Origin of the sequence: Bacteroides sp. BFG-637, assembly GCF_024793605.1 — a bacterium.
Lineage (GTDB): Bacteria > Bacteroidota > Bacteroidia > Bacteroidales > Bacteroidaceae > Bacteroides > Bacteroides vicugnae.
The window spans coordinates 953,007-971,074 of the sequence record NZ_JANUPD010000002.1; the positions used below are offsets into that span (position 1 = coordinate 953,007).

The following is an 18,068-nucleotide window of genomic DNA, read 5'->3' on the forward strand; positions in this document are numbered from 1 at the left end:
ACCGTAATTGATGCGCCTTTCTTTTGTTGTCAATACTTGCAATAGAATCCCATTGGAGTAGAAACCATATCCTTTATCACTTTCGGGCTTTGTTCCAAAACTTCCATATCTATATACCATTTGCCATTTGTGTATTCGGCTTTAGTGATTCTGAATTTAGTGCCACGCTGTAGGATGATTTCATTTTCCCCCGTTGTTGTAGGCTTAGAAGTTCCGTTCCACTTCTTACCCGGACAATAGTCCCCATTGTCATGGCTTGAACCAAATGCAGAAAAAGGCTCTGCGTAGGTCATTTGTGTACCTTTCGGACAATAGATATTCAGACAAACGGGCTTACTTCCAAAGTTCGTATTCCGGCAATTACCACACGACATAAAGGAATCATCCGTACCAACCTTGCCAACAAGCTTAGACGGGTCAGATATGTAAGCATCCAAATCAGACAGCCCAAACCGATAGTTTACAAAAGCACTGATTTCGTCACGCTTTACCCAAACATCATCTTTAAGTGTGCTTCGGGCTATATATTGGGTCATATCGGCAATATGCTTTTCGGCTTCGGACAATCTACTGCCATAGTAGTGATAATATCCCTTGATAGCACGCAAAGGCTCTGTTATGTAACTACTACCAGCCGTATATTGATACATAGCCGCCTTTTCATTGGAGCTTGCAAATTTCCACATATCCACGGCATTATCAAAGAAATAATCGTTTGCATCCGAACTATGAATAAACCATTTCGCTGCATCCTTTCTTTCCTGCGTAAAATCGGAATCCTTAAACTTAACATCCTTGACTTTTGATTTACGCTTGGCAGCGGCTTTTTCAATGCTTTCTTTCCTTGCATTAAGTTCCGCAATGGTTTGTTGTGCCATTGCTTTATCATTGCCGTTGATTGCATTTTCAAGCTGTGCAATGAGCGATTGGTAAGGCTTGGACTTGGTAGAGAACTTAGATAGGTCGGCATAGCTATCCTTGATGGCTTTCCAATCTATCTTATCTTGAACAATGCCAATCTGTTTAACATAGGCTTGTTGTGACACCTGCCACGTTGGGTACTTCTGTTGTACATTGTGATAGTTACCACCTAAGAAGTCGTATGCTTCAAAATTCAGTTTCTTTAATTGTTGTTCCAAAGAAAGGCTATCCCATTGTGCCAGCTTATCAGCAACCGCCTTGTTTACGGCTTTTGCATCGGCTAAAGAGAACTTTTTAGCCACCTCCATAGGGCTATCTATGTAACCCAGTGAATAAATATCCTTGCCTATAACTTTCAGTTTACGGGCTTCCAACATGATAGCGGACAAATCAGGGTGTTTTAGAGCCTCAGCTAAAGCCGTAGTATCAACGTCAGAAATACCACCCATAACACGGAGCATATTATTACCATAGTGATAGGTCGCTTTTCTCACATTCCACCGTTGCCGGATGGCATTTGCTTCCGCTTCCGTCCGGGCTTCGTGCCGGGCTTTCGCTATCTCTTTTGCAGTCGGTGGATAGATAACCTTTTCATTGTCCCGTAGGAAGTAGGGCAAAGTCCCTTTCTCCGTTGCATCCTTGATGCGTTGCTCATTGTCTTGCATCCACCCGGTAAATTGAGATGGCAGCTCTTTTACCTTTTCCTCACATTCCACCGTTGCCGGATTATCCCCGTCCAAAATCTTATCCAGCATTTCGTCCAATTCTTCTTGTTTTGCCAGTACGGGTACTTGATAGCAACGGCAATTCGGGTGCCACCCTTTCCAACAGAATGTTTTAGGGTACACACCTTTCAAATCATCGCAAATGTCAGATACGGGATGATTGTTGGATAACTTGATTTCAATGCCTACCACAAAGTCGAGTTGCGCCCAACGCTCAAAATCGGCTGTACGATACGCAATGTTGGTTTCAGTCCGTGCAAGCCTTTGGGCGTTACGTGCGGATGAACGGTACACGCCCCGCCCCGGATGAAAATGTTTCGGGCTATCATCCACCCATTTGTAGGAGTTGGCTTCTTTGTCCCAAACCCTGCGTTTCCACTTTCTACCATAGATAGGTTGCCCGTTCTCATCTTCCCCTACCTTGATACGGAAACGCCTGTAAAACTTATCGGGGTCTTGTAGATACTTCTTTATCTGAGCCGCCAAACGATTAGCCGGAACACCCTCACCAATCGCCAAATCCAAAGTATTTTCCAGCTCATCACGGAACATACCCGTATATCGCCAAACCTTTTGAGAGAGATTCAAACCACCGTCACCACTCTTACGGGCAAAGAAAGCATCCATAGCCTCTTTGTTGCGCTTGAAGAAACGGGCAAAGTGATTATCTTTTATTGATTGTTCACCGAACACACTTTTAACCAAAGCATCGTTATTCTCGTTAGATGCAAGCCATTCCTTTTCTACACCGCCCCGGATAATTTGGTAAACACGGCTGTACATATCCCTAAGAATGGGCGTAACTTCCTCACTATACCCATAGTCGGCAAAAGAGAACGGCTTCCCATCCTCCAACTCCGTACCCTTTACCAAGTTAATTATTCGCTCAAATGCTTGTTGGTAGATGATACGGACATTGGCAGCGTAACCCTCCGTTCTCTTGAAAAGCTCCGCTTGCATCTTCTTATAGTCTATGTACTTCTTTTTTGCCATGCCACTACTTTAGTTTGAAGTTGGTGCAATAGTCCTTATCCAAAAACTTGCTGTATTTATGGAAAGGGCATTTGCATAAGAACGGCTCACCTTTCCAGTTCAATTCGTGGAAGTCGAAAGCGTGCTTGCAGTCCCTACAATGGTAGTTCTGCGTTGATGTCTGTTTCTTCTTTGCCATAGTCGCTATCATCTAAGAAACTGTATAACAAATCTTTTTTAGTATTGAAGCAATTACATTCATTATGCTTACAAATTGGGTCTTTATCACCAAAACTTCTATACTCACTTCTTTGCACCTCTACATATATAATTTTGGTATAATACTCCCCCGAAAGGAAACAAGTACCTACAGGTACATCACCTATACCTCCACTTCAATATTGCTAATTTGGATTTTCTCCGGCTTATTATTGCGCATAATCCAAACCTTATCGCCAACATTGTATTTTGTCTTTATTTCCATTATTCAGCCCCTCCGAAAACATCCATTTTGTTTAACTCCATTTGTTGCTCCATCCGTTCCGCTTCTTCTTGTTTTAGCCGCTCTATTTCTTGTTTCGCATCTTTTACAAGGTAGGACAATTCTACATAGGTTTCACGGCTCAATGCCCCATCATTGTATTGCTTAGATAGGTCGGCAAGCAATTCGCTCACATCTTCCCCGAAAGGCTCTTGGAACTCATGCCTTAACAGCAAGGCATCATATTCAGCCTTATGCCGATAGTCAAGCACATTACCTAAAATAGCTATCATAAGATTAGCGTGGCGTTTCATATAATCATCGTGCTTTTCCTTGTGGCGTTCAGCCTTAATAACGGCAAGCAACATCACTTTGCGTATAGCCTTTGCCGAAAGGTTGCCTAATGATTTCATATTGTCAAAATCAATGTTGGGCGTGAAAGACTTTGAAAGGATGTGTTTATCCAATCTTTCAAACTCATTCTTTTTGCTTTCGCTCGCCTCGTTCCATGTAAGGTAGCGTACATCACCGCCATTTTTGAGAATAAACAGTTTGGCTTCTTCTTCCGACTTTGGCAAGCTATTGAGGATTTCAGAAGTAGCCACCATTGCCGGGTTAGAAAAGCGGTCATTAGTATCTGCATCGGTGCTTTCCATTATTTCAGAGCGTTCAATCATGGGTTGCACCTCCTTATGTTCGGGCGTTTGCTCAAATATCAGCACGGGAATTTTCCCTATTGGATTATCCTTTATCTCAACCTCCCAACCCATTTTGCCACGTTTAGCACGATATACAGTCTCTTTAGTGTATATATCCACATGGTAAACGGTATTGTTGCCTGCCTCTGTCAGATAGTAACCCCACGCAAAAGCGGTAATCCGTTTGTATTGGTCACGAATGGTATAAATATCATCGTTGTTTTCCCGGCTCAACACATTCAGCAAAAGGGATGGTTTATTATCACTATCCCGATACACATGGTAAAGAATGGCAGAAATGCCCTCCGCACCAGCCAAACGTTTAGCCTCTCTAACTTTGGCATTGAAATGTATTTCATTCAGCCAATCTTTGTAGTTCTGAAAAGCATAATCCGTACCAGTTGAAAGCTGTTGCCATTTTACGGGTCTGCCATAGAGAAACACCAAAGAAATTTCATTGATGAATTGAGGGTAAGGAATGGGGATTTTCCACCGTTTACTCCAACGTAGAAAGTTGCCTTTCTTATCGTAAACGGCTCTATCCTTACGCTCCATCACTTTGTGAGTGTCAATCTTATACTCACGTAAATTATTGGCGGCTTCTTCCGCATGGGCTTTCATCATGGAAAGAGCACGGGTCACATCCTTAGCCGTCAAAAGGTCGGCAAAGTTTTGTTGGTAGCCAATAGCCGCCTTTACCTCGTTAGAAATAATGTTTAATAATCCCATTTTGCTTTATTGTTTTTAAGCGGTTATACCTAATCTGCGTTCTATATCATCGGGTATATCATACTCGTTATAGTCAAACCATGCTCGCATCAGAAACATATCCCTCCAGTCCGGGGAACAACCAATATCCATCTTGATTTCTTCTTTGGGTTTCAATTTTAGTTTCCCGTCCGAATCAGCTTTCCATGTTTGCAGTTGTTCCAGTTCCCTTATGATTTCTTCCTTATCGGCAGTGCTTATCAAATCCTCATCTATCCCCACTTCCGTAGCGTTTATGTGGTCTGCCAGCTTGTAGCCGCATTGGGTCTGTAGGTTTTGGTAGTTTTCACCATTGAAAGGGATAGAGTTGTTCACGAATCCCTGAATGTCGCAATTATCCACCACTCCACCGCCTACACCGTCCTCATCAACGATACATTTATGGTTGGGTATTCTATACTTCTTTTGCTTGTTGATTATCCACGTCTGAATGTCGGTAGTCTTAGACACGGGAAAACATTGTAGCTCTATGATATGCCAACCGTCCCAAACGGCAAGACGGGCATAGTCAGCTCCGAAGCGTGCAATATCGCCTGTAATATAGTTTGTACCTGTCTTGATTGAAATCTTATTCCCGAATATCTCACAGATTGCATCATGTGAACAAAGGGCGTTGGGGTTATCGTCATATTCCCAATTACCTTTCAAAAGACGTTCACGCTTTACTTTATCCTTTGTGGTTTTCAAGCCCTCTATATAATCGGGGTCTATGAATGGATTTTCTTGTACAAGGCAAGCAAGATAGTACATATATTCGGGCAATTCCCCTTTCTTATCCGGCTTGTAGAATGTATCATACATCCAATTCTTTTTAGGGTTGCACGTAATGAATAACTTTCGCCTCAACCCCAGTTCATTGTTAAGGTGTCGCCCGATACGTGTTTTCAATGTATCATAAGCTCCAAAATTCACCTCACCACCCTCTTCAATCCAGCCGCCTGTATATTCGATTGAGCCGTAACGCTCATACAATGGGTCGCCCGGCTTATATTGCAAGTCCAGTAAGTCAATACGTGAACCGTTGAAAAATTCGATATAATTGTATTGTCCGTTATACTTGTACAAGTTATCATCAACCCCGTACTGATTGCAAACCTTGTAAAATGTGATAAGTGTAGATTGTGTGATACGCTTTAACTCAGCACGTCCGATAAACCACTTTGAACCGGGATAACAGAGGCACATAAACAGAAGCCACACCGCCCCCGTCCATGATTTTGCACCCCCGGCAGCACCTCCGTACAAAAGTTCAACGTGTTCATTGTCGGTAAGTATCTTCAAAGCGTGTTCTTGCTTCTCATGCTTCAAACCATCTTTTATGGTGATGAAGTCGAAACAACCACGCTTGAAAAGCTCAATTTTCACTGCAAGTGCCATCGGCACGTCTGTAACCTTACTTCGTGCCATTGCCTGCCTTTATTTTTTCCAGCAAGGAATTGTATTGTAGCAACTCATCCGTAGTAAGAGCCGACAAATCCATGCTATTGTTGGTTACTTGTGCGTTTACTTCGCTCTCTATCTGTTGGGTGGGTTTACCGAAAACCCTATCAAACAGACTATCTACCGTATAAGTCCTACCATAGCGAATATCTGCGTTAATGGCAGACACCACATTTAGCACCCACACGGGCGTTTTCTTGTTGGGCGTTCCGTCTTTGTTCTTAACCAACCCCTCCAAAGTTTCGGGCGTACTTTCCATCAAGAAACGGATAACCTTATAGTAGTCCTCTTTGCTCATTTCCGGAGCTACCTTTTTGCCCGTAATATCTTTGATGTATTTATACACGGACGGCTTCCTACCCGAATTTTGGGGTTGGTTATCAGATGAAAATCTATTCCCTATTTTATTTCCTTTCTCAAAAAGTGCCATCCGTTGATTTATCGTTGGTTTATGTGTTCTATAAACACACTTACAAAGTAAAGAAAATCGGATAGCGTGATACCGTCCGATTCCCTTTACCCGGTTAATTATTCTATGATACTCTCTTGTGCCTTGTACTTATCCCAAAACCAAAGGATGGTATCACCGCCCTTTTCGTCTATCATTTCATCGTAGGCATCCAATTCCTCCAAAAGGGCGTTTGCCTTGTCAATTACCGAAGTGAGATGCTTTTGCTGATAATCATCAGCATTCCAAACCTCGATTTCACCATTTAATTGCTGCTTGATTACCTTAATCTCATCAGCGGTTAATTCTATCTTCTCCATGTTGCATTGAATTAATTTAAGCAAAAATACCTCTATAGTTTGTATTTCTTGCAGATTTCCTTTACTTTCTTGGTATATTTATCACTTTTACCATGTATCGCTTTAGTAACGGTTTCAGCCCAGAACTCCGACACATTGGTTTCCGCATACTTTCCATACCCGGATTTCTTATTGTCTTTCTTCCAAGACTTAAATAATTTATTCACTTCCTTTCCAGCCGCTTTTTGGTTTGCCCCTGTCATATTTGCATTCCATGTAGCGTGCGCCAACTCATGCGTTACGGTATGGGCTACCGCTTTGTTGGTTTTCGTACTCCACCCACTCGCATAGCCTCTCTTGTGTGAGGCTTCCACAGCTTTTTTCGTTTGCATGAAATGCTTTTTGTTAAGGTAAACACCCTCTGACTTCCCATTAGCCGTAACGTGTACGCCATAAGTGCCAGCCGATAGTTCTGCCAACTTTACATTCTTTTGCCTTACACCAAGTACGGAATGATAGCGTGAAATAGCTTCTTTGGTTGCCTTATACAGAGCCGGGTCTTTCATGTTTACCAAAGGCTCAGGCTTACCAACAGAGCCTTTATATGTTGCATCACCCGGTTGCAGTCCTCCACGTGTTCCACTTGAATTTCGTCCCATAATACTTTACTTCTTTTTTGCGTTAATAAAATCTGTGACGTACAACAGCCCATGTTCACGGCAGAACTTCTGAATTTCCGTACCCCCACCATAAACGATAAGGTTTGGTTTTTCAAGCCCGCTTATTTCTTGGGCTACTTGCAAATCAGATTTAAGGCTTTCCATCCAACCGTCCAGCCCACGGGTAAAGAAAGCATTATATCCTTTGGGAATACCCATTTTGTTGTACTCAATAAACTTGTGAGAAACATTCAAGTCTGCATAAACCTTGATTCCGCATTCTTGGAAGTAACGAGAAAGCCAACGTTTCTTGTAGATAAGCTGAATGCCCCACGCTACAGGCGTTTGGTCGTGGCAACTACAATTCGGCTCTACCACCGCCTTGCATCCGCTTGTGAGTAAATTTATCGGGTCTTTGAAAAGAGCCTCAAAGCGATAATCGTCCACATAGAAATGATATGTCGCCACATCTTTACGCAAACGGCTGTTAGCACCCCACGGAGATAAAGGCAATTCTACCTTTCCAGCTTGCATATCCAATAAGAGATTGGGAATTTCAAAGACGTTATCGCTTTCATAAAGAACGTCCTTAAACATGGAACGGTAGAAAGATTCCTTTTCGGCTTCTTCCTCGCTTTGTTCCTCATCGTCCATTTCTTCCTCTGCGCTTTGGTCGGCTTCCGTTTCCTCTGCCTCTTTAACCGCTTTCTTCTTACCCTTTCCGGGCTTCTCATCATCAGATGGAAAATCAAGCCCAATAAAGCCGAAATCTACATCTTTCCAAAACTCATCCATTTGTAAGGCATTGTAAGCCCAATCGCCATTGTTGATATTATCCCTCAGAATAATATCCTTTTCCTCATCCGGGGTCAGTTCCGAATAAAGAATAACGGGCACATCGGCAAGTTTCAGCTTTCTTGCAGCCTTCAAGCGTTGGTTTCCTGCCAATACCACCAGTTTACCGTCACGCTCCATAACCGCCAAAGGTCGGTGTTTCCAAAAGCCGTTTATCTTTATGGAATCCACCAGCCTTTCAAAGTCATTCTTCGTAATGGTACGGGGATTTTCAGGCAACAAAACCAGCTCCGAAACTTTCTTGTATGTAATCTCACTACATTTCATTCTCAACCTCCGTTTCGTCTTTGATTTCGTCATTCTCCGAAGAATGGGAATCCGGCATTAATTGTTCCTCATCATCTTCTACACAGAAGCCCTTTCTAAAAAGTTCACAGAGCTTCACAAAACGGTAACGCCTGCGGTACTTTACATATACCAGCTTTGCACCTACGGAATCTTTGCCAATAGCATAGAAAGAACCCCGGTAATCAACGGGCAATGCCACCGCACCATAGATACTAACCGAATCATCGGACACGCTCGTAATGGTTGCGTGCCTATCGTATTTGCCATTGATATAAACGTGTATCTTTTCCCCTTGCTTCAAATGCTCTTTTGGGGCAAACCTCCAAAAGTTCCTACCTATATACTCAGACATGAGCAACAAGGCTAAAAAAAACAGCGTTAATCCGATAAGAATATACATACCCATAGCTTATTTGTTTACTTGGTGAATCATATTGCAAATATACTAAATATGCGTTTATCAAACACATATTTAACCGTAAAAAGAATACTAAAAGCCATAAACCAACATTGCACCATCACGTCCATGCTCATTTGTCTGTTTTTGCCATCCAGTCAAAGCCTTAAACCGTTCTTGTGTCAGCTTGGTTACATTGCGTTTCGGGGCAACCATTTCATACTCCACGCCCAACTCTTTTAGATAATCATCCCATATAGAGGCATCCCGTTTCACAGAGCCTACACCTTGCAACTTCTTACGTTCCATTTCACGGCTCATACGCTCCGTTCCGAACCACGTTCTTTGCCGGGGGTCTTCCACCCTTACAATCACTTTGTCACCTATACCAGCCTTATACTCATCATACAAGGAACGTACACGCTCCATCGCTTTATGTATAGGCAAAGAGCATACTTGAAGTAGGGAACGCTGCTTGCTATCCCAAACAGCGAACCCGGTATTTACACCCGTATCAATCCCTACATAAATCATTATTCAGCCTCCATTTCTCCATTGGGAATCTGATACAGAATAACGCCCTTAATCTCGTTTGCTTCGGCTCTATCTCCGAAAATCTGAGCCATCATAAGGTTATTAGGCAGATATTTGTACCTCACCTCTTTAATGAGCGGCAAACCTATCGGGGCTTCACTTATCACGTGCAACGTCCATAGCCCATCCTCTTTAGATATGGTTACAAAGGCATTCTTATAGAGGAAAGAACCAACTTTATACACTCCGTAATCATCCACATCGGTAAAATCCGCTTTTGCAGTTTCTTCCAGCTTCTTTATGAAGTCGGGGCGCATACGCTTCTTTTTCTTCTTGAAGTATTCAGGGTAAACCACCATACCTTTGTTCTCTTCGTTGGCTTTCGCCAATTTTGCTTGCAATTCTTCTTTGCTCATAGGTCAAATAAATTTTTATAATACTCAAAATTCTTATTTTCTATATTTATATCTTCCGGGTAATGAGTGGCGCATCCGTACCATTCATTGTAGCATTTAGGACAAAACCAGCAATTTAGCACGGCTACATAATAGCCAGTATTAGAAGTACCGTTACATCTATCGCAAATACCAATACCGCCAATTTTAGCCAACTCGTTTCGGCTCAACTCAATCACCTTAAACCTTTTGGGGTTATCTACTATTTTAGCCATATCAGTATATTGTTTCTTGGTAACTTGAAGTAGGAACTTTCCCGGATAGGATAGCGTTTCCACACGTGATAAGCCCGTTATCTTCATCATAAGAGGGGACAAACACAATAACATCGAATCCGTTGCCTTTCAAATCTTCCTCCACGGCTTTATATGGGGTAAACAGCTCATAGCCTCCACTTGTGTGCAAATCGTTCTCATCACAGCTATTTGTTCGGTGCAATGGGGTAATCTTACACATAAATTTATCGGGGTTGAAAAGCTCTCTCAAACACTTGCCGTCTATATGTGTATCATCTGCCAAAGCAAAGTTTAAGGCATATTTCCTGCCAACAGGCATAGGCAGCGATTTTCCAATTTCTGATATTTCACCAAGTGAAAGCGAACTACCCGAAAACAGATAATTTCTTTCTTCATCATTCGTTGTATTGATGGAGAATTGAAGTCCGGCATCACCCTTATAAAACTCGTTCTTTATGTAACACCACTTATGTAAGAACTCAACCAGCTTCTTATTTCTCTTTGGCAGCATTGTACTTATAACCGGGTGTACCAAAGAATCGCCTATAAACGGCTCTATGTCTTTCTTTATACTGATTGCATGAAGCAACACATTTTCGTTCCATGTAGGCTCTCCCATACGTGCATAATGTATGTTTAGGCGGTTCGTGTGCTTCACTTCCGGGTGTTGCTTGATAGCCGTTAGCACTTCTCCTTTCAAATCATTAAAAGTGGCATTTCTCCCAATACCCACTTTTGGAACATCGCAGAACTTGCAGCCCATAGAGCAACCGTACTGTGTGGAAATGGTAATCACCCATTTTTCAGTAAGAGGCATCGGCTCGCCATTGGGTACACCGTTCAAATCACGGGTAATCCCCAAAAAGTCCGCTTTGATATTAGCGTTCTTACCATAATCTCCAACCGTAAGGAACTCCAACATTCCCTTTTCACCTATAGCGGTATATATTTCGCCCGTAGGCACTACTATCTTCTTTTTAATTTCCATATCTTCAAATCATTAAAATGCAAATACTACTTTTTCGCCATTCATAGCCATTTTTCGCAGGGTGGGGTATCGCTCATAAACTTTGTTAGTCATATCCTCAATATCGAATTTGAAAGCCGGGCAATACCTGTATCTGAAAGCCGCATAAAAGCGGTCATTCAGCATTATGTCAATCATCAGCGTTTTCATGCCATCTATTTACCACAACAAGGTAATTTAGTGTTAAACACCTCTTTCAGCCATTGTTTGTACGGGAGAATTGGTTTACCGTAGAAAGTCATATTGGCTTTGTAATTCTCATACAAATTCTTGCGGAAATCCGCAGGAATTTGCTTTTTCTGTTTTCTCATTTTCATTTTATGCCCCCTTTCTTGTATTCTCTCATCGCTTGGCTAAGGCTTTCCGTCTTATCCAGTAGCCTTGCCAGCTTATCCACGTCCACGATAACCTCACCATCCAAATAAGCCCAAACCTTTCTCAGAGCTTCCGCAATGGCTTTTGCTTCTTTAGAATCTTTCAGAGAATTAAGAACCTCCTTATTGGTAGCTGTATTCCTACCGTTTTCTTTGGCGTTATCCACAGCCGACTTTGCAGCCTTTACCTGTTCTTTCTCACTGCCATAATTGGCGGCAATCTCCTTAGCTGCCTTAACCGACAATTCCCCTTTCATAATCCTTTCTTGAATGTACGGGGGCAAATCCAACAAGGAAAGGCATTTGCTTATGAAAGCCGGGCTTTTCTTGAACTTATCCGCTATCTCAACTTGGCTATATCCAAATTCTTCTTTGAAACGTCTGAACATGATAGCGCACTCGTATTCGGTAAATTTCTTACCCTCGTTACGCATCATCTGTTGAATATACAATTCTTCAGTAGAAGCGTCCTTTCGGGCTTTCATGGCACGAACATAAGGAATATCCGCACCCTCGGATATAGCCAACATGGTAGCCCTGTATCTACGTTCACCATCCACTAATTTGTATTTCTCGTTGCCCTCATCATCCTTAAAAGCTATAACCGTCAGAGGATTTAAGACACCCTTTGCCTTTATTTGCTCTTTCAGTTCGTCAAGGTCAAAATCACGTCTTACATTGAAGCCGTCCACAACCACGATATTACGGGGGTCAATCAAAAAGAGGTCTGTATTTTTTGTTTTATTCGTTCCCATAATTACTTCTTTCCCTGTTAATTTTCTGTTTTTCAATATATTTCTTATATATTTTACATACCGCAGGACGTGTTTTTGCGCAATTCCATGCACTACTTGAACTATAATGTTGGCAGTGGCTTCGGGTACACCATTGCCCGGGACAAAGTTGTTTGCAAATCAAATCTACGGCATCATAAACACGACTATATGAACGTTCGTTTTCATGCTCCACTATACTACTATTAGCAAGGATAGTACGCACTAAAACCTCATCGTTTTTGTCTTTATCACACAATCCCACTTGTTTTTTCGTCCGCTTTTTACAATCCAGATAAGTGAGATATTCCAAATATTGAGGCTTTCCTAAATCTGTTTTCATAGGCTTAATATCTGAACGAAGAAAAATGTACGATAACACCCTCAAACACATTGCTTTTGGAGTTCCCAAAGAACCACTCTACAAAATTTTCAACGCTCAAACCGTCATTCTTTGCCACAACTTCAACGGGGACTTTCTTATTGTCAATCCATACTTGGGGTACGGCATCATCGCTTCCATAGGTCATAGTAATATGCTGTAAACCTATCTTCTCATACTGGGCAAATTCCCGTTGCTCTGAGTTGTACGGTCTGCCCGTCCATTCACGCACTGAAAGATATTTTTTACCGGATGCAATATCTTTATATCTCTTATCCCACACGCCATTTTTATTGTAGCGTATAGTATGTATCTTTTTATGCTCTTTTAGTTTGCCCTCAAACTCTGTAGGCTTTCCAGCCAAAGAATGTGTAACCGGGAATACACGGCATAAGGTCACAACCACTTTTTTCTTTTCTGATTTTTGGTGTTGCATAGCTTTATTATTTACTTGGTGTATTACTCGCTGAATAATAAGCAAGCGTTATCACATCCCACATTTCGCTCACAATGGCAAACGAAAATGTCTTATCCGGGTGGGTACTACTTGGCATATCCAGCATTTCTTTTTGTATCGCCTCGTTCCAATAATGGCAATCGGGCGTGTAGTTAGATTGAAAGCTATTAATGCTTGCAATAAGTTCGTTGTAATACGCTTCACCGAAAGCATTAATGAGCTTTGTTTTGTTTCTGAGCGCAAATCTCATTTTCGATAGCTTTTTTGGCTGTAGTGCAGCCGTTCAAACATTTCTTCCATTCTATCAGCAATACGCTCTCCGTACCTGTCGCCAAATTCCTCATCTGCCAAATTGGAAGTGGCTATAGTGAATAGCTGCCTGTCATATCGGGCATAGATTAATTCAGTAACCGGGGAAAACTCGTTGCCCCAACTTTTCACGCTTGCTGGTTCAGTGCCCACATCATCAATAAACAAAAGTTCTTGATTCTTTAGCTTGTTGAAATAAGTCGGGTCATCGGCTATTGACTTGGCAAGGTTCAGAGCTGATATGCGGTACACTCCCTTTCTTTCGGAAGATAAATCACTATTGTACAAGATACCTATAATATTGCATATCGCCTTTGCAAGCGTGGTTTTACCACTTCCTACCGTACCATACAGAAGCAAGCCGAACTTTCCGTTTCCGCAAAGGAACTTAGCCGCTTTGCCTATCTTTTCCAACGTGGCTTCATCCGAAACATACTTCATGTTTCTGCGCTCAACTTCTGACTGATAACACATCCTTAGCATTTCCGCTATGTCTTGTTCGGGAAACTTCTCAATCTTAAAGCGTGTCCCTAAAAGTCCTCTTTGCGCTTGGTTTGCCAATATCTGTTGCAGCCGTTGTACCAGTTTGTTGTCCATATCTATTCATATTTTCGTAATACTTATCTTTTACCCAGCCCCTAATAGTCAGGTAATCGGATTTATACTTCTTACCCTTAGAACCTTTGTAATTGTTGAGAATATCAATCATCGCTTTAGCGGCTTCTTCGCCATATTCGGTACATAATTTTGTGTATTCATCACGTGTCAAAGTAACGTAATCAGCATAATTGTACTTCTTGGCTTTTGCAATCTTCCGCTGTTGTTCATCAGTCAGTGGCGGTGGATTCTCCGGCAAATCATCGGGAAATAGGTCTGCTTGCGCCCCTTGTTGTGTTTCAGCCGTTGGGGAAGGTGTATGTGGCATTTCTATCGGTGGCGTTTCCACAAGCGCATCAACTTTGGCTAATATCCGTTTACCCATAGTTACTCCACCTTTTTTCCCAGCCTCAGACCGTTTTACCCGTATTGATTCCATCTTAACCATATCAGCGTTGTACAAAGCCCCATCATTCCTTACAGACAATAATTCAGCGTTAATCAATGATTCTATCAGCTCCTTTGTTCCACTTCCGTAGAGAGCTTCTAATTCATCAACCGTGTACGCACCGCCAATAGGTTTCAGCATAACCCCACGCTCTATACTCACCCACATACAGCAAAGCATATCCAACCACAAGCCCTTACAAGCAAATGACAACCTCATAGCCGCATTGTTGGATAACCAAGCGGTGGCATCGAAAGGCATAGGCGGTATGATTTTTTTATTAGCCATATTATGAGCTGTTATAAGTGGGGGATTTCTCCCCCACGATATAGTATTTAGATTTCAAGAATAGCAATGTCCGGGGCAATGGTACGAATGCCGTCTAACACCTCGTCAATACACTTATCTCTGTAGTCCTCTGCCAGTTCGTTAGCACCGGGCGAAACAAGTTGCAACAACACATCACCATTAGAAAGATAGTGGTCGAACTCAACTTCAATAGGTGTTTTTGCAGTTCCCTTGAAAATGGCGATGTTTATCGTGAAACTCTTGGGCAAATTACTTTCTACTTGTGAACGGTACACCTCAGCCATAGAGCCGGACGGGTCACGCTGTTTCTGAATTTCAGTCTTGGCGTTAGCCGTGAAGTTCTTTAATACCGAAACGAGCTTCATACAATCCTCTTTTTGCATGAATACGCCACGATTCAAACGCAGGAACTGCCCCAGTTTAGCTGGAATCCAGCCACATTCTCCGTCATTGATACCGAACTTTGAAAAGACTTCCGATAATTCCACCGTACCTACAAAGGTGTTTTTGGTGTAATAATCATCCTCATTCACGGTAAGCGTGATACTCATTTTCTCACGGTTTACCTTAATATTCGCACGTTTTTGGTCGATGGTGTCAATACGCTTTTCCAACCAATCTAACGGAGTTCTGATAACACCTGATACAGAAATACTTTCCGGTTGCTTAATGGGCAATTCGTCCAATGCTTTAGGAGCATTACCAATTCTGTACACTACTTCGATAGGTTTTTCACCCTTGTACTCACCGATGTTCACGGTTAATCCTTTTTCTTGATTTTCCATTTTGAAATGTTTTAATTATTAATACTTAATCGTCTGTACCCGTTTTATCCGCACGGATAGCACGGAACACGTTACGCTGCCTTTCGTCTTGTGTCATGGGGCGTTGTTCCAGCAAATAACCCTCCGGGCTGTAGAAGCCAACCATTTTTTCTTCCTCATCTACAAACTTGAAACAGTCGCCCTTAATCCAATCGCCCCCGGCTTTCAGTTCGTCACGGAGTTTAACTATGCGTTCCTCCAAAGGCTTGATTTTGCCTTTGTAATCGGCTCTGATTTCCGCTAATGATTGTTCCAAATCTGCTTTTTGAATCGCCACGTTAGCGAGGTCTGCCCTCCTTTCGTTGATTTCTTCTTGGTCGAATTTGCGTGTATAGCTACGCTCTACAATTTGGTCGCAGCTATCACGTAGAATCTGTGCCCTTTGTTCCACCGGGGTATCGGCTAACATGATGTCTTTCATTTCACCTTGTTTTTAGTTAATAATATGTTTAATAAACACACTTTTATTTCAAACGATTTCCAACGGTAAAGTTGAATTTCAAATATTCAGCCCAAAGTTCAATGAATTGCTGCCCGAAATACTTAGCCTTTTCTTCCGTTTCTTGGCACAAGCGGAACCCAAGGTACGCAGCCGCATACGAGGAACGATTATACGCATGCAGATAACCGAAACCCGCAGGCGCACCATAAGACGCATAAGCAGACAAAAGGGCACCTCTTTGTTCGGGATACATATCATTAATTTCTTTCTTAGTATACAAAGCAAACCACGGATACCAATACACTTTGCTTCCCTCTCCATCCGGCTTTGGTTGGAAATTTCTACCCCACAAAGCCCGACTAATAGTTTCTAATTTCATAAGAGCAACAATATGGGATGGCATATTTACCCTATCACCTCCATTGGTTAAAACTATGGTAGTATCTCCATTCACACTATCCACTCTTATTGCATCTTGTTTTAACGCCACACAAGCATCCTCATACGTGCGGATAGTCTTGTAATCGTCCAACGTGGGCTTTGCAGCCTCAAACACTTTCTTTCCAAACAGGCTTTCCATAAAATCCTTAATTCCATCACAAGCATTTGCATAAGCTGTTTGCAACTTGCTTTCTTCAATTTCTACTTTCATCTTTCAATGTTTTTAATTTGTTAATAATCTTTTTTGTTAATCTTATTGCGTTATCCACTCTCGTACTTTGTCCGGGTGGAATATTTGCTATCAAAATGGGCACTAAGCGTATCAGCTCAGATACCACGCTGTTAGGTATTCTTTTCATGGCTTCTCCAATATTTATCCGGGTCGGGAATATCCACATTCAGAAACTCTTTGGCGTACTCCCTCAGTTTTTCGCAATAGGTGGAAAATGTCACCGTATCCATAGTGGCTGTAGAACATGGGAACTCTACAATCTCCCCCGTGTGCTTGTTTACCACTTTGTCAGCCGTCATTTGAGCCTTAAAAAACTCATGCACTTGTTCCACTGAAACGAACTCCCAACCAGCTTCTAAAAGAGCATCTAAAAGGATAGGGTAAATACACCCGAACAACCACCCGTTTTGGTCTAAAGAACGTGGTTTTCTGACTTTCTTAACCTCTATCCTATAGATACCATCCAAAGCGTTACGCATCCATTCGTACAGAGGCTTCAAATCAAATAACCCGTTTCTCTTTTCTACTTGGAGTTTAGCCATATCCTTATGTTCTATCTAAATCAATCGTTAAACCCGGCTTTGCCGCATAAACCACTTTCCCCGTATGCCTTTCCACTTCCGATATGAAATAAGGCTCATCGCTATTATTCTCGGAAAGGTGTAAAAGCACGATTTCCGAAACATGGGATAAGTCGTTTGCTTCCAAAAAAACCTTGCACGTAGTAAGCTCCATGTGTGAGGTAAGCAGACGTTCACGCTGTGAGGGCAACGTGCGCCCGGCTGTAATCGCCTCAATGAGCTTCTTATCAGAGTAATTGCACTCTATCAGCACATGGTTAAGCCCCTTGAACTGATATTCGCACATACAGCTATCGGTAAGAAATACCATCTTTCCCATATCGGGGTGGTCTATCAGATAGCCGACACATGGCACATCATGGCAAGCAGGAAAAGGAAGTACCTTAAAATTACCCATCTTATAGCCTTTGCCCTCTTTAACCACCAAAGAACGGGAATCCCAAACGCCCTTTGCAGTCCATACCTCCCGTAATGCCAACGTGTGAAATCCACTATCCACCATTGCCTTAATATATTTGGCGTGGTCGTTGTGGGCGTGTGTTACCACACACCCTACAACTTTTCTCAGATTGAAATCCAACGCTTTCTTGACTTCTTGGAAACGGATGCCTGCCTCTATAATCAAAGCCTCCTTACCGTTATCCAAAATGTAACAGTTTCCGCTACTACTTGAACCAAGAACAATCAGTTTCATAC

Annotated in this window: 26 protein-coding genes; all 26 read right to left on the bottom strand. The window is 42.2% G+C overall.

The window, feature by feature from the left end:
* Positions 1-29: 29 nt before the first annotated feature.
* The 26 genes from NXX38_RS04225 to NXX38_RS04350 all read right to left on the bottom strand — a co-directional run bounded on the left by NXX38_RS04225 (position 30) and on the right by NXX38_RS04350 (position 18,066).
* Positions 30-2,639 (bottom strand): ADP-ribosyltransferase, encoded by a 2,610-nt coding sequence (locus NXX38_RS04225; protein WP_258978649.1) that lies wholly within the window; start codon positions 2,637-2,639, stop codon positions 30-32.
* Between the two features lie 4 nt (positions 2,640-2,643).
* Positions 2,644-2,817, bottom strand: a complete 174-nt coding sequence (locus tag NXX38_RS04230; protein ID WP_165440415.1) for a hypothetical protein — start codon at positions 2,815-2,817, stop codon at positions 2,644-2,646.
* 284 nt (positions 2,818-3,101) lie between these two features.
* Positions 3,102-4,526, bottom strand: a complete 1,425-nt coding sequence (locus NXX38_RS04235; protein ID WP_005655441.1) for a phage portal protein — start codon at positions 4,524-4,526, stop codon at positions 3,102-3,104.
* 15 nt (positions 4,527-4,541) lie between these two features.
* Entirely contained in the window at positions 4,542-5,972 is a 1,431-nt protein-coding gene (locus tag NXX38_RS04240) for a phage terminase large subunit (protein ID WP_258978651.1), read from the bottom strand.
* A complete protein-coding gene (locus NXX38_RS04245; RefSeq protein ID WP_008642501.1) occupies positions 5,959-6,435 on the bottom strand; it encodes a hypothetical protein in 477 nt (158 codons plus the stop codon). The genes NXX38_RS04240 and NXX38_RS04245 overlap by 14 nt, the downstream gene beginning before the upstream one ends.
* Positions 6,436-6,533: 98 nt before the next feature.
* The gene (locus tag NXX38_RS04250; protein WP_005655447.1) at positions 6,534-6,773 is read right to left on the bottom strand and encodes a hypothetical protein; all 240 of its coding nucleotides are present in this window, start codon (positions 6,771-6,773) and stop codon (positions 6,534-6,536) included.
* A gap of 32 nt (positions 6,774-6,805) precedes the next feature.
* Positions 6,806-7,411 (bottom strand): hypothetical protein, encoded by a 606-nt coding sequence (locus NXX38_RS04255; RefSeq protein WP_005655448.1) that lies wholly within the window; start codon positions 7,409-7,411, stop codon positions 6,806-6,808.
* Between the two features lie 6 nt (positions 7,412-7,417).
* A complete protein-coding gene (locus NXX38_RS04260) occupies positions 7,418-8,533 on the bottom strand; it encodes a DUF4417 domain-containing protein (RefSeq protein ID WP_061437367.1) in 1,116 nt (371 codons plus the stop codon).
* Positions 8,523-8,906 carry a hypothetical protein gene (locus tag NXX38_RS04265; protein ID WP_229090476.1) on the bottom strand — a complete coding sequence of 128 codons (384 nt, stop codon included), beginning with the start codon at positions 8,904-8,906 and terminating at the stop codon, positions 8,523-8,525. Before NXX38_RS04265 ends, NXX38_RS04260 begins: the two co-directional genes overlap by 11 nt.
* 138 nt (positions 8,907-9,044) lie before the next feature.
* Entirely contained in the window at positions 9,045-9,485 is a 441-nt protein-coding gene (locus NXX38_RS04270) for a hypothetical protein (RefSeq protein WP_005655451.1), read from the bottom strand.
* Positions 9,485-9,901 (bottom strand): hypothetical protein, encoded by a 417-nt coding sequence (locus tag NXX38_RS04275; protein ID WP_061437369.1) that lies wholly within the window; start codon positions 9,899-9,901, stop codon positions 9,485-9,487. The genes NXX38_RS04270 and NXX38_RS04275 overlap by 1 nt, the downstream gene beginning before the upstream one ends.
* The gene (locus NXX38_RS04280; RefSeq protein WP_061437370.1) at positions 9,898-10,155 is read right to left on the bottom strand and encodes a hypothetical protein; all 258 of its coding nucleotides are present in this window, start codon (positions 10,153-10,155) and stop codon (positions 9,898-9,900) included. Before NXX38_RS04280 ends, NXX38_RS04275 begins: the two co-directional genes overlap by 4 nt.
* 1 nt (position 10,156) lies before the next feature.
* A complete protein-coding gene (locus NXX38_RS04285; protein ID WP_061437371.1) occupies positions 10,157-11,164 on the bottom strand; it encodes a hypothetical protein in 1,008 nt (335 codons plus the stop codon).
* A 12-nt stretch (positions 11,165-11,176) separates the two neighbouring features.
* Entirely contained in the window at positions 11,177-11,353 is a 177-nt protein-coding gene (locus tag NXX38_RS04290) for a hypothetical protein (RefSeq protein ID WP_171035764.1), read from the bottom strand.
* Between the two features lie 5 nt (positions 11,354-11,358).
* On the bottom strand, positions 11,359-11,514 hold the full coding sequence (locus NXX38_RS04295; protein WP_178291726.1) for a hypothetical protein: 156 nt from the start codon (positions 11,512-11,514) through the stop codon (positions 11,359-11,361).
* Positions 11,515-11,516: 2 nt separating this feature from the next.
* The gene (locus NXX38_RS04300; protein ID WP_061437372.1) at positions 11,517-12,332 is read right to left on the bottom strand and encodes a ParB/RepB/Spo0J family partition protein; all 816 of its coding nucleotides are present in this window, start codon (positions 12,330-12,332) and stop codon (positions 11,517-11,519) included.
* The gene (locus NXX38_RS04305) at positions 12,319-12,693 is read right to left on the bottom strand and encodes a hypothetical protein (RefSeq protein ID WP_138293650.1); all 375 of its coding nucleotides are present in this window, start codon (positions 12,691-12,693) and stop codon (positions 12,319-12,321) included. Before NXX38_RS04305 ends, NXX38_RS04300 begins: the two co-directional genes overlap by 14 nt.
* 4 nt (positions 12,694-12,697) lie before the next feature.
* A complete protein-coding gene (locus NXX38_RS04310) occupies positions 12,698-13,168 on the bottom strand; it encodes a hypothetical protein (protein WP_061437374.1) in 471 nt (156 codons plus the stop codon).
* 7 nt (positions 13,169-13,175) lie between these two features.
* Complete coding sequence (locus NXX38_RS04315) at positions 13,176-13,439, bottom strand: hypothetical protein (protein ID WP_007219318.1); 264 nt, start codon at positions 13,437-13,439, stop codon at positions 13,176-13,178.
* Positions 13,436-14,095 carry an AAA family ATPase gene (locus tag NXX38_RS04320; RefSeq protein ID WP_225665232.1) on the bottom strand — a complete coding sequence of 220 codons (660 nt, stop codon included), beginning with the start codon at positions 14,093-14,095 and terminating at the stop codon, positions 13,436-13,438. The genes NXX38_RS04315 and NXX38_RS04320 overlap by 4 nt, the downstream gene beginning before the upstream one ends.
* Positions 14,016-14,831: a hypothetical protein gene (locus NXX38_RS04325; RefSeq protein WP_061437375.1), complete on the bottom strand. Its 816-nt coding sequence runs from the start codon at positions 14,829-14,831 to the stop codon at positions 14,016-14,018. Before NXX38_RS04325 ends, NXX38_RS04320 begins: the two co-directional genes overlap by 80 nt.
* 47 nt (positions 14,832-14,878) lie before the next feature.
* Complete coding sequence (locus NXX38_RS04330; protein ID WP_061437376.1) at positions 14,879-15,637, bottom strand: hypothetical protein; 759 nt, start codon at positions 15,635-15,637, stop codon at positions 14,879-14,881.
* 25 nt (positions 15,638-15,662) lie between these two features.
* Entirely contained in the window at positions 15,663-16,097 is a 435-nt protein-coding gene (locus NXX38_RS04335) for a hypothetical protein (RefSeq protein WP_005655465.1), read from the bottom strand.
* Between the two features lie 43 nt (positions 16,098-16,140).
* The gene (locus NXX38_RS04340; protein ID WP_258978656.1) at positions 16,141-16,770 is read right to left on the bottom strand and encodes a hypothetical protein; all 630 of its coding nucleotides are present in this window, start codon (positions 16,768-16,770) and stop codon (positions 16,141-16,143) included.
* Positions 16,771-16,901: 131 nt separating this feature from the next.
* Positions 16,902-17,333 carry a hypothetical protein gene (locus tag NXX38_RS04345; RefSeq protein ID WP_005655471.1) on the bottom strand — a complete coding sequence of 144 codons (432 nt, stop codon included), beginning with the start codon at positions 17,331-17,333 and terminating at the stop codon, positions 16,902-16,904.
* Between the two features lie 4 nt (positions 17,334-17,337).
* Positions 17,338-18,066, bottom strand: coding sequence for an MBL fold metallo-hydrolase (locus NXX38_RS04350; protein ID WP_258978657.1), 729 nt, complete (start codon positions 18,064-18,066; stop codon positions 17,338-17,340).
* Between the last annotated feature and the right edge of the window lie 2 nt (positions 18,067-18,068).